This is a genomic window from Blautia aquisgranensis (assembly GCF_040096615.1).
In the GTDB taxonomy this organism is placed as follows: Bacteria; Bacillota; Clostridia; order Lachnospirales; family Lachnospiraceae; genus Blautia_A; species Blautia_A aquisgranensis.
Genome location: NZ_JBBMEJ010000019.1, coordinates 41,550 through 56,583 on the forward strand (window position 1 = coordinate 41,550; position 15,034 = coordinate 56,583).

Genomic DNA, 15,034 nt, shown 5'->3' on the forward strand with positions numbered 1-15,034 from the left:
AGACAACAAAAAACTGGCCAGATTCAACTCCTGGCCAGTCATATAAAATATATTATTCATTTTTCTCAGAGAAACTCTACAACGATTCCCTGATCCATTCCTCAATCACATCCTCCTTCACCTGAAGTACCTCCGCGATCTTCTTCGCTGGAAAATTCATTTGGTTCAACATTATTGCTGTTTTCCTTGCCTTCTGTAATTCTCCTTCTTTTATCCCTTCTTCTCTCCCAGCTTCATATTCTGCTTTCCTCAGTTTTCGTTCTTCCTCTTCTTTATCGTATTCGAATATGCTCATTGCGATCACCTCCGATTTATTTTTCCGAAGAAATTCTGCAAGGATCCCATTTTGGATGCAGTCGTTGACTGCCTGTTCTACTGCTGTATCCAGGTCAGTGTTTCCTGCGTATTCTCTTACTTTCGCTACATACTGTGCATATTCCTTCAGGATTCGGCACTGCTCCATCAGTCTGCAGTTATGGCCTTCATTGATATTCAGGGTGATTACTTTCAGTTCCAGGTTTGGCGCTCCTGTCAGGTTCTCATAAGATTCCGACAGATAATTGACCCAGCTGTCCTCTTTCTTCTCGGTTCCATTATAAAATACAATAAAATTCGGTGCCGGGATTTTCTGTAAAGATGATGAATACAGGGACCTGTTGTCTACAAACTTTTGATATTCTCCCGATATGTAAAACAGATCTCGCAACGGCATGTTAGGATTATATGTCGACTGATGTTCATACAAAAACAATCCCGTATCTACAATAAATGCCAGATCATTTTTCATCCCCATGTAGACTGCATTTTCCAACGTCACAATCTCCAGTGCATCCGCATCCTCATAATGGCTTCCATTCACTGCATTATAAAGTGAAAGCAGATTTTTTCTGTCTGTAAATAACATCCGAAATACAGTATCCTTATATTTCCGATTTGCTGTCAGGTGCTTCCCTGCATTGCGATTTTTCTTTGCACTGATTTTCCGGTTTCTTCTTTTTGCCATAGACCTACCTCCTGTTTTGGCAGGAGTTCTGGAACGTGCTGTTCTTTTTTTTCTTTCACCACTTCGAACCCCTGCTTTGTTCTTAATTGGAATTTAAAAGCATGGATTTCTGAAATGATCTTAGAAAAATAATAGACGGCAAAAATGCCCTGAATTTTTAAGAAATATGCTTTGGTTTTATATTAGCATTCTTTCTTTTTTCATTCAAGGCATTTTTATTTTTTACATCTCACATTTCTTTAATTTATAAATCTCTCCACGAATCTCATCCGCTTCCACTTTCACAGCCTGCTCCTGCGTCTCCGGATAGTATCTGGTAGAAAAAACAACCTCTCCGCCATTCACATAGATCTCCACTGCAGTGGTATCTGCAAGGATTCTGAAAGCTTCAACCTTGCCGGATGGAATATGCGCCTTACGCACTTTTCGCCCTGCGCCAGCTTTTTCGGAGAGAGCTAATGAAATATTTCCGTCCTGATAATCCAGGAAAAGGTTTTCCCCAAGACTTATCTTGCCCTGCTCACCTTTGACCTTAATATCCAGATCAAATGGTCCGTTCACCGGAAGCTCCACACAGGAACCGCTGACAGAAATCCCATCCATTCTCAGCCCGTTCAGTTCTTCCGCCGGATACTGATAAAGCATTCCGTTCTTATAAAAAATTTCTCGCGGAACCGTCAGACAATGCTGCCATCCCTCTGTCTCAGCAGTCGGGTTCACATACTCCTCATCCGCATCCGGCATTCCCATCCAGCCGATGATGATCCGTCTGCCCTTTCCATCCTGGAAAGTTTGCGGAGCATAAAAGTCAAAACCGTAGTCCCACTCCTGGAAAGTTTTTTCCTCAGGCTTACCATCCTTCAGGATAAAATATCCTGACTGATAAATATTCTGGAAACGGAACTCCTCACGAATCAGGCCCTGAGGAGATACAGAAAGCACTTCCTGGCCTTCCAGAGAAAAGAAATCCGGGCACTCCCACATATAACCAAAAGTAGTTTCTGTGGTCAGCTCACGGTCAAATTTCCAGTTCTTAAGATCCTCTGATCTGTAAAAAAGCACAGCTCCTTTATCGCCTTTCTGACGTCCTCCCAGGATCATACGATATTCTTCGCCGTCTTTCCAGACCTTCGGGTCACGAATATGACAGGTATAATTCTCCGGGTAATCCTCCCAGGAAATCGCAACCTCTTTATCTCCGAAATGGATGCCGTCCTCACTCTCCACATGGAGAGTGCTGGACTGTCTTCCGTTATTGATATAATCATAATCTCCATCCAGTTTGATATTTCCTGTATAGAAAAGATGAAGCTTATCTTCCTCTGCAACAGCAGAGCCTGAGTAAACACCATGACAGTCATAAATGCTGTCCGGCAGAAGCGGTACACCCTCATATCTCCAGTTGATCATATCTTCACTGGAATAGTGTCCCCAGAATTTCAGACCGCCGTTAGCTTCAAAAGGAGAATACTGGAAAAACACGTGATATCTTCCCTTGTACCAGCATAATCCATTGGGATCATTCAGCCATCCGGCCGGTGGCATCAGATGATGTGTCAGTCTGTCCTTCTGCACCGTTCTGTCCACTGCTGCCGTTTCCTCGATTTTTCTTACTTCCTCCGCAAGCACTTTTGTCAAAGAGCTCATTATTTTACCTCCAGTACTTTGGAACTGTTATCTACAGCACCCTCTGTAAGCATTTTTACCTCTTCATAATCATCTGTATTTGTGACGATCAGCGGAGTGGTCACATCGTATCCTTCTCCTTTGATCGCATCCATATCAAATGTGATCAGTGTCTGGCCTTTTTTGACCTGGTCGCCGTCTTTTACATGAGCTGTGTAGAATTTTCCGCCAAGCTCAACGGTATCAACTCCGATGTGGATCAGAAGCTCCAGCCCACTGTCTGTTGCCAGACCGATCGCATGCTTTGTATCAAAAATTGTAGAAACTGTTGCGTCACAAGGTGCTTTTACCTCACCTTTGGACGGAATCACTGCCATGCCTTTTCCAAGGACTTCCGATGCAAAAGTCGCATCCTTTACTTCCGAAAGTGGAATCGCAGTTCCCTCAAGCGGGCTGTAGAGAGTCTGCGCGCCGCTCTCAGCTGTTTCCTGTACCTCATCCTTATATCCGAACATCCATGTGAGTACAAAAGCCACACCGAATGCGATGGCAAACATGAGTATATAAGAAACCGGATTATTCAGGCACAGCAGGATTCCGAAGATACCGGTAACACCTGTTCCTGTAGCACCAAGACTGGTGATGGAGGCAAAAAGTGCTCCGCATGCACCACCCAGGCAGCCCATGATAAACGGCTTTCCAAAACGAAGGTTTACACCGAAGATCGCCGGCTCTGTGATTCCCATACATGCACTTAATGCAGACGGAACAGCCATGGATTTGATCTTCTGGTTCTTTGATTTCAGACCTACGGCAAGAGCCGCACCACCCTGTGCAACATTGGCTGCAGATGCAAGCGGCAGCCAGTAGGTAACGCCGAATTTAGCGAGCTGTCCAAGGTCAATGATGGTGTACATATGATGAACACCTGCAACAACTGTCGGTGCATAAAAAGCACCCATGACAAAGCTTCCGATTCCGAATGGAAGAGCGATCAGCCACTGGATTCCATCCAGAAGCCCGTTCTCAACTGCTACGAAGATCGGTCCGATAATGGAAAGTGTAAGATAGCCGGTTACAAAAACGCTGACAAGCGGTGTTACAAAAAGATCAAACATAGCAGGTACGACCTTGTGCAGTCTTTTTTCGATCTGCGCCAGTACCCATACAGCAATGATAACCGGGATTACATGTCCCTGATATCCAACCATGTCAATGGAGTAAAGTCCGAACCATACCTTCTGAGTTGCCTGTACACCTTCTGTAGCAACTGTCCAGGCGTTCTGCAAGTTCGGGTGAATCATGATCATACCGATAACCGCGCCCAGATAAGGATTCGCGCCAAATACTTTTGCGCCACTGTAAGCGATCAGGATCGGCAGGAATGTATACGCCGTGTTACTGAAAAGCTGTGCAAATACATAAATGGAACCGTTGGTATTAATATTCAGGAAGCCGTTGTTTACCATGAAATTCAAAGCTTCCATGATTCCCATCAGGAATCCGCTGGCTACGATAGCCGGGATGATCGGTACAAAAATATCTCCCAGTGTCTTGATCAGTCTCTGTACTGGATTGGCCTTGGATGCTGCCACCTGTTTCAGCTCTTCCTTGCTGCTCTCGGAAACTCCGGCAATCTGGATGAACTCATCATAAACCTTATTTACAACTCCGGTTCCCAGGATGATCTGCATCTGTCCCTGTGCAAAAAATACGCCTTTTACACCGTCGATATTCTCTACGTATTCCTTATCTGCCTTATCATTATCCGCAATGACCAGACGCAGTCTTGTTGCACAGTGCGCTGCGGAAATGATGTTTTCTTTCTTTCCTACATGATCATAGATTTCCTGTGCGGTCTTTCTGTAATCCATGTCCTTCCTCCTTTTCTGCTGCTGTTCCGTTTATTTTATGAGATTGATTTCATATTTGTAATCACATTTCAATAATTTGCTTTTCTGCAATTTCTATGCTATTTTTGAATTTTCATAGCATTTATCAGTATTTTTCAATTATTATCTTCTGTGATTTTATATATTTCCATATGGTTCTTGTATGGAATCGTTCTCATGTCTTGTTTGTATTATAACCACAACCATCTCATTTGTAAATCCGAAACATCTCACAAATTTTCTCTTCTGAATTTGTACATATTCCATAAGAGCTCCTCCAAAACAGTGTCACCCTGGTCGTGCCATCTCCCAGACCAAAAAAGAAGCAGTTCTCTCCCCGGGATTTTTTCCCCGAAAAAGCTCTGCTTCTTTTATATACTGTATATGCCATTAGATCGGATATTCCTATTCACATCTGAATATCTCTGCTATCTGTGAGACTCCCGCTCCACAAGCTCACAGCCCATTTTTATTTCCTTGCTGATTCCGTTGTCGTTCTCGATCAGATCAGCCAGCATGGCTGCTGCCTCCATTCCGCTTGTCTTATAATAAAAATGCACAGTCGTAAGCTTCGGTTCCACGATCTTGCCCGGAACTCCGTCTCCGATTCCTGCAATCTGCACATCATCCGGAATTCGAAGTCCGATCTCCTTAAGGTAAGTCATTGCGCCCACAGCCATTGTGTCCGTCGCACACACAAGTGAATCAATGGACGGATCCTCCTCAAAAAGCTCCTTCGCCATCTCATAACCGGAATCCATGGTAAAGTTTCCGATTTTCATTCGCTCCGGAACAGCTTCAAGCTTATTCTTATGAAGCGCAGCCTCGAAGCCTTTTCTTCGCTGCGTTCCTACGGCCTCGTCTTTATCCGTGACACCAATATAACCGAATTTATTTCCCTTCTGTGCAAGCTTCTCCGTCACCAAAAAAGCAGCCTTGTAATCGTCCTGGTAAATACAGGGATAACCGTCCAGATACTGACCAAGCAATACGATCGGCACCTTATAATCTTTCAGCATCTGCTTATGCTTTCTTGTAAACATGGTCGCAATAAAGATAACCCCATCCACCTGGCGTTCCTTAAAAAGTGAAAGATATTTCAGCTCTTCCTCCAGATTATTATTGGTATTGGCCAGGATCATCTGATAGCCCCTGCGAGTAAGGATATCACTGATTCCTGCAACTTCACGACTTATGGTATCTGAATTTATTTTCGGAAGGATCACCCCGATCAGGCTTGTCTTTCGCGTACGCAACGTCTGTGCCTGCGTGGATGGCTGATATCCTGTCTCCTCGATTACCTTGCGGATGATCTCTTTTTTCTCACTGCTTACGTATCCGTTGTTCAGATATCTGGATACGGTGGCTCTGGAAACTCCCGCAAGTCTGGCAATTTCATTAATATTCATAGCTATGTACCTCTTCCGTTCTGTATATAAGTAATTATACACTTATCAGGAGGGATTTTCACCCCTCCTGCCAAAAGTTTTCACTCCAGATATTCAAACGGATCCACCGGCACTCCGTCTTTCTTCACTGCAAAATAAAGATTCGGGCCTTCAACGGAATAATATTTCGTAGGAGAACTGATATTTCCGATCACTTCGCCTTCTTTCACAGAATCCCCGGCTTCCACAGTAAGGTCTTTCAGCTGTCCATATACAGCCTGATATCCGTTTCCAAGCTCCATGGTCACAGTTGTTCCCGTGCACGCATCCTGCTCAACGGAAAGCACCTGTCCGTCTGCTGCCGCATATACCGGTGCATCCTCCACTGCCTGCACTGCGATTGCCGGGCTTACCCGGTACTGATCCAGGGTCGGATAATACACCGTTTCATTCATATTATAATCGATCAGAACGGTTCCCCTCACCGGCCATTCCATCAGAGAATTTTCCGTGAAATTCAGATTCTGTGCTGCGATTCCGGTTGCAGAAGTCTCCGTACTTTCTCCTGTACCAGCTACTGAAGCTTCGCTGTTTTCTCCTGCATTCACTGCACCCGTCGCAGATGTTGCTCCATTACTACCCTGATCACCTGCGTTGCGATTCAAATCAGCGTCTGCACCGGTTATCGCGCTTTCAGTACTTCCCGTCACAGCTCCGTCTCCCGACATATTCGAACTGTTTTTTCCGGCAGTCTTATTACCGCCAGCAATTTCCTCTGCATCTGACTGATTTTTTTCAATTCCGGAATCCGCTTTTCTTCCATCCCCGGATACCGCCGCTTCCTCACCGTCCGCAAGCTCCTCTTCCAGCCCGGTTTCCTCCATCTGTACGGAATTCTCCTCCTGGGGATTTTCCACAATGGGCTTCGTTCCCAGCTGATACACTGTGATTCCAAGAGCTGCCACTGCTGCCAGAACGCCACCATTGATAATGCCTCTCACGATTTTACTTTTCATATTCTTTCCACCTCTGTCTGATATGTTCATTTTTCCGGTGCCGGCCTTTATTACCTGTCAGTCACCGTTCCTGTATCTATAGGGTGTCCGGAATATGACTTTCTATTCACTTTTTATAAATTTTTCAGTTTCATGGCCGGAAAATATTTTTTCAGGATCTCCTCCGCGCTGCTTCCTTTTTTCGCCATCTCATTTCCTCCACACTGCGAAAATCCCACGCCATGGCCGCTTCCCCGTACACGGAAATAATAAACATCGTCCTTTTTCTGCAGACTGAAATTGGCAGATTCCAGTCCCAGTCCAGCCGCAAAGCCATCTCCCTCCAGAGCTGTTTTTCCCATGGAAAGCTCCGTCACATAGCCCGCACTGTCCCGGTTTTGGATCTTCAATTCGCCTCCGATCTGCTGCGCCGAAACTTCAACTGTTTTCACATAATCCTGCAGTTTTTTGTCCTCGCTGCTGTCCACAGATCGCAGATATGTATACGCCTCATCCCCAAAAGCTTCTTCTCCGCTGCGTGTTTTCCCGGCACTGCATCTGTGCCACGGCGTCAGCTTCAGCTCCCCCTGATATGTCAGAACCTGGCCTCTCGTTTCTTCTGCTGCCAGCTCATAGACTTTGTCTTTTGGGGAAAAAATATTTCTGCAGAAATTCATGCCGTCCACATTTTCCCGAAGGATCTCCGGAAGTATTTTCCCCTCCCGAAGATTTCTCTGCGTATTCGACCTGGCGATCACAGTCTGCGCTTTTATGGTTTCCCGCTCCATATCTGCCGTGATCTGCGAGGAGACTATCATCGGAAGATATTCCTCTGCCTCCGGCTTTCGCTGTACAAAAACCATCTCCGCTCCCTGAAACGTCACTCCGCTGACATAAGGAAGAACCATCACGAGAAATACCAGGAAATACCGAAAATACGCATATTTTTTCATAAAAACACCATAAGCGGTCTTTTCCCTAATATATGTTCTTTTGCAAAAAAATATTAATTGCTGTATACTGGTGTAATTGCATCACTATCATTTACTATCCCATATAACGGACAGTATCGGTCCATGGAGGTTTATTTCATGCTTGCTATAATTCTTGCACCATTTTATATTCTCATCAATATTTATATCGTGCGCTGGATGATCCTGTGGATGGGCGCCTGTACACATCTGTTTCAGACTTTTGCATTTCGGGTGTGTTTTGCGGGCGTTTATGTATTTCTGGCCTCCTCTCTGCTGACCTGTTTTCTGATACGGAAACCGGTCGGACTGCATCGCTTTCTGAAAAACACTGCCAATTATTTTCAGGGAACTTTTCTTTATATTCTGATGGTGATCGTTACCACGGATCTTGGAAGGCTGATCCTGACGCACACAATTCACCCTGCCTGGATCTATTCCCGAAAGGCATTTGTGATCACAGGGGCTGTATGCACACTTCTTATCATCAGTGTCAGTGCTTATGGAATTCTGAATCAGTGGAAACTTAAGATAAAAACTTTTGATGTGAAAGTAGATAAGCAGGTGAAAGAAAAAGATTCTCTGAAGATCGTTCTGCTTGCAGATCTTCATTTTGGCTACAGTATCGGACGCAGACATGCCGAGCTTCTTGTGAAAGAGATCAATGCCCAGTCTCCTGATCTTGTCTGCATTGCCGGAGATGTTTTTGATAATGAATACGAGGGATTAAAGAATCCGGAAAAAACAGCTTCCATACTTCGCTCTATCCATTCCAAATATGGCGTCTATGCCTGCTGGGGCAATCATGATCTCAGTGAACCGATCCTGGCCGGTTTCACCTTCCGCACCCCGAAAAAGGAATACGACGACCCGCGAATGTACGAATTTCTGAAAGCTGCCAATATCCGGCTCCTGAATGATGAATCCGTCCTTATAGATGACAGTTTCTATCTCATCGGACGCAAAGATCCTTCCCGCTGCCGCAAAACAGCCGACACGCGAAAAACGCCTTCTGCGCTTACTGAATCACTGGATCTCCGTCGTCCTGTTATTTTTATGGACCACCAGCCTGGCGAACTGGATGAGGTAGCACGCGCAGGTGCAGATCTTGATCTCTGCGGTCATACCCACGACGGCCAGCTGTTCCCTCTGAACATCTGCACCAGTCTTGTATGGGAAAATTCCTGCGGCTACCTGAAAAAAGGAAACATGCACAACATCGTCACCTCAGGCGCCGGCATCTGGGGACCCAATATGCGGACTGCCACTGACAGCGAGATCTGTGTGATCAATGTAGAGTTTAAGAAATCTTTGTAAGATTTCCAAGGTCTGTCTGTTTTGATTCCCTAATTCGGTTAAGCAGACGCCTGTCCCGATATTTATTCCCTGCCTTGTGCATTCCAATGACTTTTCGTTGCTGCGCTTTTCCCCGGTTCAGTCTAGCTCCGGTTTTAATCCCTGGACGCACTGGACTACCTGGCGGTTTTTCATTTTCCGGGACACTTTCTTCTCTTTCATCATATCCATACATTTTACAGCTGGATACAGTACCTTCCTGTTTTCTCATACAGCCAACCCGGTATCTCAGTCTTGCCCACGCATATTTTCCGCAGTATCCCATTGCATTCCTTGCGTCAGCCTGTACGTGGAACATTTTTTCCATAAAGATCCCCAGAAGCACTGCTGCCGCATGAAATATCCGCAGTATTTCCGTATATCCCCGCAGAAAGCCTGCAGATTTTTTCCCCGCTTGTGTCTCTGCGTTCTGCTTCCCCTGCACATTTACCAGATATCCATATGCCATAAAAATACCGCCTTTCTGCAAAACAGATCCAACAGGTTTCAGCTATAGCTACCAAAATCCTATGTGATCCATTCGCAGAAATAGAACTGGATATTTATTCTGTGCTTTCCGAAAAATCATTCCAGGAAAAAGCAGCTGGTGTATGTAATGGTTCCGGGTCCGTAATAATATTCGATCCCGTTGTCCTGACAGACCTGTGTAACCAGCATTCCATAAGCTTCCATCGAAGAAAATCGTTTCTCAGGGAAACGGCATGGCGCATCCGGATAGCTGCATTTGGCACATCTGGTACAGCATCCTGCCCCAAGAGAAAGAAGTTTTGGAAATTCTTTTTTCAGCCTGTCATGCATCTCCACAAAATGCTCTTTATGAAGTGCCTCTGTCTCCATCATACCTTCCCCGTCAAATTCATCCTCCAGCTCTCCTTTTGTCTGCACAATGATTCCCCGGGTGTATCCTGCGATATCAGCTCCGCATTCCTCCAGAGTACCACAGGCAGGCGGACAGCTCCAGTTTCTACCGTACATGTGACATTTATCTGTACTGCACATCTGACGCACCTCCGGAAGTAACCTGATCTTCGCTGTGTCCAACGCCTCTATCTTAAAAAAACCAATTTCTTTTCCTATTTGCTGTAGTTCTTTCAGCTCCATATCTGTTCCCTCCACTTTATCTACCTCTGAAATACTTCTATGTTTATCTACATCTCCGGAAATTCCAGCTCATCCACAAACTGATCCTGGAACTCTGACAATACTGCAAGCTCCAAAAATTCCGTATGACGTGCAAGCCTCTCCGCACGTGCAAGCTCTTCTTTATTCAAAAGTGCAAGCTTCGCCCCTTCTCCGGCTGCATTTCCCACCGGAATGATCCTGTCCTTCAGGATTCCCGGAAGCATACCGATCCTGCAGGCTCCCGCCGGATCCATATAGTTGCCAAAAGCACCTGCTATATAAACCTGCTCTATTTCTTCCAGCGTAATTCCCATCTGCTCTGCCAGAAGCGCAATTCCCGCTGCGATAGCACCTTTGGCCAGCTGCACCTCCCGGATATCCTTCTGACTCAGATAAACCGGTTTTCCGTTTCCGGATTCCGCCGGTGATGCCAGAAGATATGCCAGCTTCGTATTTTCGTCGATCTGTACCACACGAGGTCCTTCCAGAAGTCTTCCGCTCTCGTCGATCACTCCTGCATCCAGAAGTCCTGCAATAATATCGATCAGTCCGGATCCGCAGATTCCCGTTGGTTTTCCATCACCGATCACCTTGCATACAAGCTTGCCATTTTCAAGATATGCATGCTCGATCGCACCTTCTGCGCCACGCATTCCGCAGGCAATCTTAGCGCCCTCAAAAGCAGGTCCCGCTGCAGTGGAACACGCAATACGGCGTTTTGCATTTCCAAGGACGATCTCACCATTTGTTCCGATATCGATCATCAGAGTCATTTTTTTCTCATCCTCAAGATTCACTGCAAGAAGACAGGCCACAGTATCGGCTCCCACAAATCCGGCAATAACCGGCAGTGCAATCAGCTGTCCACCCGGATGAATTCCCAGGCGGAATTTTTCTGCCGGAAATGTAAGTCCCTGACTGATCGCCGGATTATACGGAGCATGAACCAGTGAATCCGGTACGATTCCCAGAAAAAGATGATGCATGCAGGTATTTCCTACAACACTGACCTGGTAAATATCTTCTGGTTCTTTCGAAGCTTCTGTGCAAAGCTTGCGGATCAGTTTTTTCAAAAGTACACGGATACATGTGGAAAGCTCATCTGCGCCATGCTCCAGTGAATAATTGGCTCTCATGATAACATCTGCACCATATTCTGTCTGTGTATTTAACGCACTGGCTGTTGCCAGCTGTTCACCTGTTTTTCCATCCAGAAGATAGCCTGCCACTGTTGTTGTTCCAATATCAAAAGCAGCCATCAAAACCGGCTTGTCATCCTGTTCTTTCAGTTCAAGGATCTGATCTTCACTGATGATCGCTCTTGCTTTTCCGCCCTTCTCTTTCATCAGGCGGCTGACCACCGGAAGTACTTCAAGCTTCGGCTGAAATACTCTGTCAGCTTTGCTTCCTTTTTCCTGGAGGTTCCGGTTTATGGCCTCGCAAAGTCTTGTCCAGTCTGAGCTGTTTTCCCCCACTGTACAGGGCCGGATCTCAATATCCAGAATTTCCAGCTCCGGCCGAAAAGCTACAGCTCTTTCGGTTCCTTTTACAAGAATCCTGTGTTCCGATTCTTTTTCAATCGTTTCTACCTCAAGATCTGAGGTTACTTTGATCTGGCAGGCTTTTTCCACAACGCCATTGATCCTGGCTGTACATTTTCCACATTTTCCGGCACCTCCGCACGGTGCATCCGGGGATAACCCTGCCATTCTCTCAGCCTCCAGTACAGTTGTACCCTCCTGCACTGTGACTTCTTTTTTTTCCTTTGTAAAAAACACCCTGTATGTATTCAAATCGTTACTCCTTCTCATATTTATTTACATCCATCTGACAAATCGTACCCACCCAATGTTCTTTTTATCAGATGATATTTTTCTTTTTGCAAAAAATTTTCTATATTATCACTATTCTCAGTTTACCTGTTTCTCTTCTTCAAGTAAAGTCTATAGTTTCATCATTATAGTCGAAAAACTCATGCTAAGTTATCACGGAATATTTTCCATACACACTAAATCTCCTCTGATTATTCAAAATCAATTTTAACTGTTATTCACAATCCGCATTCGCTACATATCTCTATACTGAATAACTTCCGTAATGTATCTGACAAATCTTATTTCTATCTTGATACAGATAAATTCTCTTGTGTTCTTAAAATTATAAGGAACAATTCATTATAATAAAAATCCGCAGAAACTATAATATTTAATAGTTTCTGCGGACAACTATGTCTATTCGTCTTTATTCTTCACAGGAACTGCCATTAAAACAAACTCTCCGCCTGCAAGAACTTTTATAATACAATTTTTCGAGTAACACGCTTCACCATATGACATATTCCAAGCAAGTTCTCTTCCACTGCCTATTATTTCTTCGCAACCTTGCAGGAAGCTTACTTGTTTCAGTTAAATCTTACGATTTTTAAATGATGGGATAATGGCTTCCTGCTCATAATCAAACCAGATTATGCTGCCAGCTCTTTGGCAACCTGAGCTGCTGTAGCTGCATCTGCTGTGTAAGCATCTGCACCGATCTCATCTGCAAACTCCTGAGTAATAGGAGCACCACCAACCATAATCTTAATATCCTTACGGAAATCTTCTTTGTTCAGAGCTTCAACAGTTTCTTTCATAGCTGGCATTGTTGTTGTCAGAAGTGCAGAAACACCTACAACCTTAACATCCGGGTTCTCACGTACTGCTTCAATAAATTTCTCCACCGGAACATCTACACCAAGGTCGATCACTTCAAATCCAGCACTCTCGATCATCATGGCAACAAGGTTTTTACCAATATCATGAAGGTCACCTGCTACGGTTCCAATGATCATTTTTCCTGCTACTCCTGCGCTTCCGCCTGCAAGATGTGGTTTCAGAACATCAACACCTTTTTTCATTGCTCTTGCTGCTACAAGCATCTCCGGTACGAAGATCTCGTTATTTTTAAATTTCTCACCTACAATACCCATTGCTTTAATCATATTGTCAAGAATATCCGATGCTGCATTTCCTTCATCAAGTGCTTCCTGCACTGCTCCACCGATCAGTTTCGCTTTTCCTCTTACTACCAGATCAAAAACATCATCCATTTTACTCATAACTTTTACCTCCCATAATTGCTTCTGCACTCATTTAGTTTTTTTTTGTTATTTTTTCACAGGACCGATCAGTCCGTCTCTGTATGCTCCGATGTATTCCATGCAATAGTCATCCTCTCCAAGAAGTGCCTCTGTTGCATAGATAAGACCAAGCATATCTCGGTTTGTCGGGTCAAGGATTCCACTGTCCAGGCCTGCATTCATAGCCAGTACCATAAATCCAAGATTGATCAGCTTACGTACCGGCAGATTGAAAGAAATATTACTGATCGCTGCTGTAATATGAATAGACGGATATTTTTCACGAACAGTTGAAATAACTTCAATATTTGTTTCAATTCCATTCTCAGATGTACAGAGCATCTCTACCAACGGATCAATGTGAATTCTGGATGGAGAAATTCCGTATTCTTTCGCCTTCGCCATGATCTTATCGAATACACGAAGTCTGTCAGCTGCATTCTTCGGAATTCCACTGTCATCGCTTAACAATGCGATAACCTGCCAGTCTTTGTTCTCCTCCTGTGCCATGATCGGGAAAATCTTATCGATCTTATCTCCCTCACCGGATACTGAGTTAAAAAGTCCCGGACGTTTACAGAATTTGTAAGCCTGTGCCAAAACATCTGCACTTGGACTGTCTACAGAAATTGGAAGGTCTGTTACCTCCTGGATACAATCGATCATCCATTTCAATGTTTCAACTTCCTGTTCCTCCGGAACAGATGCACAACAATCAATAAATGTTGCATTCGCCTCTGCCTGTTTTCTTGCTCTGTCTTTAATAAATTCCGCATCCCTTTTTGCAATAGCTTCTGCCACAGAAGGAATGGATCCGTTAATCTTCTCACCAATAATAATCATTTCTGCTACACCTCCTGAAGTATTCTTCCGACAAAATATACAATCATGAATCCCCCAAAACATTTTGTATATTTCCTAACTGTCTTTATTGTAGCAGATATATTTTATAATCTACATCCTCTATACCGTGGAGTTTTTGTACTCATTTTCATACATTATGTAGGATAGCCTTTTTCTGACATGGATCTCCGCATATGTATTTTCCGAACGAAAAAAAAGCACTGTCAAACGACAATGCTTTTTCAGTGAGGCATCGGGGATTCGAACCCCGGACAACTTGATTAAAAGTCAAGTGCTCTACCGACTGAGCTAATACCCCATATTTAGTTTTTAATAAAGTATACTTTACATTAAAACATGCCCAGGCTTTTTCTAAACAGCCCTTGCATTAAAACATGCCCAGAGCCGGAATCGAACCAGCGACACGAGGATTTTCAGTCCTCTGCTCTACCAACTGAGCTATCTGGGCATAAGTAGCGGGGACAGGATTTGAACCTATGACCTTCGGGTTATGAGCCCGACGAGCTTCCAGACTGCTCCACCCCGCGTTATTAATTGTTAAAAGCCGATGATCGGACTCGAACCGATAACCTGCTGATTACAAATCAGCTGCTCTGCCAATTGAGCCACATCGGCATTTAAGTGGATGGAGAAGGATTCGAACCTTCGAAGGCGGTGCCAACAGATTTACAGTCTGCCCCCTTTGGCCACTCGGGAATC

General features: G+C 44.6%; 12 protein-coding genes and 5 tRNA genes. 1 reads left to right on the forward strand and 16 read right to left on the reverse strand.

Features of this window, described 5'->3' with window-relative positions:
• Positions 1-76: 76 nt before the first annotated feature.
• The 6 genes from WMO28_RS13945 to WMO28_RS13970 form a co-directional block, all read right to left on the reverse strand.
• Entirely contained in the window at positions 77-1,003 is a 927-nt protein-coding gene (locus tag WMO28_RS13945) for an RpnC/YadD family protein (RefSeq protein WP_349057365.1), read from the reverse strand.
• Positions 1,004-1,225: 222 nt separating this feature from the next.
• Positions 1,226-2,650 carry a glycoside hydrolase family 32 protein gene (locus WMO28_RS13950; protein WP_349057366.1) on the reverse strand — a complete coding sequence of 475 codons (1,425 nt, stop codon included), beginning with the start codon at positions 2,648-2,650 and terminating at the stop codon, positions 1,226-1,228.
• Positions 2,650-4,503 carry a PTS sucrose transporter subunit IIABC gene (locus WMO28_RS13955; protein WP_349057368.1) on the reverse strand — a complete coding sequence of 618 codons (1,854 nt, stop codon included), beginning with the start codon at positions 4,501-4,503 and terminating at the stop codon, positions 2,650-2,652. Before WMO28_RS13955 ends, WMO28_RS13950 begins: the two co-directional genes overlap by 1 nt.
• Positions 4,504-4,949: 446 nt before the next feature.
• Positions 4,950-5,930 (reverse strand): LacI family DNA-binding transcriptional regulator, encoded by a 981-nt coding sequence (locus tag WMO28_RS13960; RefSeq protein ID WP_349057369.1) that lies wholly within the window; start codon positions 5,928-5,930, stop codon positions 4,950-4,952.
• An 80-nt stretch (positions 5,931-6,010) separates the two neighbouring features.
• Complete coding sequence (locus tag WMO28_RS13965) at positions 6,011-6,925, reverse strand: peptidoglycan DD-metalloendopeptidase family protein (RefSeq protein WP_349057370.1); 915 nt, start codon at positions 6,923-6,925, stop codon at positions 6,011-6,013.
• Between the two features lie 113 nt (positions 6,926-7,038).
• Positions 7,039-7,857: a SpoIID/LytB domain-containing protein gene (locus WMO28_RS13970; protein WP_349057371.1), complete on the reverse strand. Its 819-nt coding sequence runs from the start codon at positions 7,855-7,857 to the stop codon at positions 7,039-7,041.
• A gap of 138 nt (positions 7,858-7,995) precedes the next feature.
• On the opposite strand from WMO28_RS13970, the gene WMO28_RS13975 reads away from it, so the two are divergent.
• Complete coding sequence (locus tag WMO28_RS13975; protein ID WP_349057372.1) at positions 7,996-9,192, forward strand: metallophosphoesterase; 1,197 nt, start codon at positions 7,996-7,998, stop codon at positions 9,190-9,192.
• Here WMO28_RS13975 and WMO28_RS13980 read toward each other — a convergent pair.
• From WMO28_RS13980 to WMO28_RS14025, 10 genes are all read right to left on the reverse strand, one after another.
• A complete protein-coding gene (locus WMO28_RS13980) occupies positions 9,176-9,679 on the reverse strand; it encodes a hypothetical protein (RefSeq protein WP_349057373.1) in 504 nt (167 codons plus the stop codon). The genes WMO28_RS13975 and WMO28_RS13980 overlap by 17 nt on opposite strands.
• Positions 9,680-9,795: 116 nt before the next feature.
• Positions 9,796-10,332, reverse strand: coding sequence for a DUF2284 domain-containing protein (locus tag WMO28_RS13985; protein WP_349057375.1), 537 nt, complete (start codon positions 10,330-10,332; stop codon positions 9,796-9,798).
• 47 nt (positions 10,333-10,379) lie between these two features.
• On the reverse strand, positions 10,380-12,146 hold the full coding sequence (locus WMO28_RS13990) for an ASKHA domain-containing protein (RefSeq protein ID WP_349057376.1): 1,767 nt from the start codon (positions 12,144-12,146) through the stop codon (positions 10,380-10,382).
• A gap of 671 nt (positions 12,147-12,817) precedes the next feature.
• Positions 12,818-13,450, reverse strand: coding sequence for a corrinoid protein (locus tag WMO28_RS13995; RefSeq protein ID WP_349057377.1), 633 nt, complete (start codon positions 13,448-13,450; stop codon positions 12,818-12,820).
• Between the two features lie 48 nt (positions 13,451-13,498).
• A complete protein-coding gene (locus tag WMO28_RS14000; RefSeq protein WP_178641142.1) occupies positions 13,499-14,314 on the reverse strand; it encodes a dihydropteroate synthase in 816 nt (271 codons plus the stop codon).
• A 246-nt stretch (positions 14,315-14,560) separates the two neighbouring features.
• Positions 14,561-14,633: transfer RNA gene (locus WMO28_RS14005), tRNA-Lys, on the reverse strand.
• A gap of 77 nt (positions 14,634-14,710) precedes the next feature.
• Positions 14,711-14,783 (reverse strand) — tRNA-Phe (locus WMO28_RS14010).
• Between the two features lie 5 nt (positions 14,784-14,788).
• Positions 14,789-14,862: transfer RNA gene (locus WMO28_RS14015), tRNA-Met, on the reverse strand.
• A gap of 15 nt (positions 14,863-14,877) precedes the next feature.
• A tRNA-Thr gene (locus tag WMO28_RS14020) sits at positions 14,878-14,950 on the reverse strand.
• 7 nt (positions 14,951-14,957) lie between these two features.
• Positions 14,958-15,033: transfer RNA gene (locus WMO28_RS14025), tRNA-Tyr, on the reverse strand.
• Position 15,034 lies beyond the last annotated feature (1 nt).

What these genes read in the sequence shown, in the direction of transcription:
- WMO28_RS13960 (WP_349057369.1), bottom strand. Translation starts at nt 5,930, where the DNA reads ATGAATATTAATGAAATTGCCAGACTTGCGGGAGTTTCCAGAGCCACC.
- WMO28_RS13965 (WP_349057370.1), bottom strand. Translation starts at nt 6,925, where the DNA reads ATGAAAAGTAAAATCGTGAGAGGCATTATCAATGGTGGCGTTCTGGCA.
- WMO28_RS13970 (WP_349057371.1), bottom strand. Translation starts at nt 7,857, where the DNA reads ATGAAAAAATATGCGTATTTTCGGTATTTCCTGGTATTTCTCGTGATG.
- WMO28_RS13950 (WP_349057366.1), bottom strand. Translation starts at nt 2,650, where the DNA reads ATGAGCTCTTTGACAAAAGTGCTTGCGGAGGAAGTAAGAAAAATCGAG.
- WMO28_RS14000 (WP_178641142.1), bottom strand. Translation starts at nt 14,314, where the DNA reads ATGATTATTATTGGTGAGAAGATTAACGGATCCATTCCTTCTGTGGCA.
- WMO28_RS13945 (WP_349057365.1), bottom strand. Translation starts at nt 1,003, where the DNA reads ATGGCAAAAAGAAGAAACCGGAAAATCAGTGCAAAGAAAAATCGCAAT.
- WMO28_RS13995 (WP_349057377.1), bottom strand. Translation starts at nt 13,450, where the DNA reads ATGAGTAAAATGGATGATGTTTTTGATCTGGTAGTAAGAGGAAAAGCG.
- WMO28_RS13955 (WP_349057368.1), bottom strand. Translation starts at nt 4,503, where the DNA reads ATGGATTACAGAAAGACCGCACAGGAAATCTATGATCATGTAGGAAAG.
- WMO28_RS13980 (WP_349057373.1), bottom strand. Translation starts at nt 9,679, where the DNA reads ATGGCATATGGATATCTGGTAAATGTGCAGGGGAAGCAGAACGCAGAG.
- WMO28_RS13985 (WP_349057375.1), bottom strand. Translation starts at nt 10,332, where the DNA reads ATGGAGCTGAAAGAACTACAGCAAATAGGAAAAGAAATTGGTTTTTTT.
- WMO28_RS13975 (WP_349057372.1), top strand. Translation starts at nt 7,996, where the DNA reads ATGCTTGCTATAATTCTTGCACCATTTTATATTCTCATCAATATTTAT.